Origin of the sequence: Rubrivivax rivuli (assembly GCF_004016505.1) — a bacterium.
Taxonomy (GTDB): Bacteria; Pseudomonadota; Gammaproteobacteria; order Burkholderiales; family Burkholderiaceae_C; genus Rubrivivax; species Rubrivivax rivuli.
In genome coordinates, this window is record NZ_SACR01000023.1 from 1 (window position 1) to 315 (window position 315).

The window sequence follows — 315 nt, forward strand, 5'->3', positions numbered from 1 at the left end:
TCATTGGTTGCGGCCGCATTGCGCAGAACCACTTCGAGTCCATCACGAAGCACTCGGAGCGGTCCGAGCTGGTTGCGATTTGCGACACCGACCCTGCGGCGCTGGCTGCGGCACAGGCGAAGACCGGCGCGGAGCCCTTCGCCTCGCTCACCGAACTGCTGGCCAAGGCCCAGGTGGACTGCGTGGTCCTGACGACGCCCAGCGGCCTGCACCCGCGCCAGGCGATCGAGGTGGCCCGTGCCGGCATCGACGTGATGACGGAAAAGCCCATGGCCACGCGCTGGCACGACGGGCTGGCCATGGTGCGTGCCTGCG

The 315-nt window shown here is 68.9% G+C and carries 1 protein-coding gene; it reads left to right on the forward strand.

The genetic code is table 11. The features are described 5' to 3' along the window. Positions 1-2: 2 nt before the first annotated feature. Positions 3-315 (forward strand): Gfo/Idh/MocA family protein (locus EOE66_RS21655; protein ID WP_164885220.1); only part of this gene is annotated, 313 nt, incomplete at its 3' end.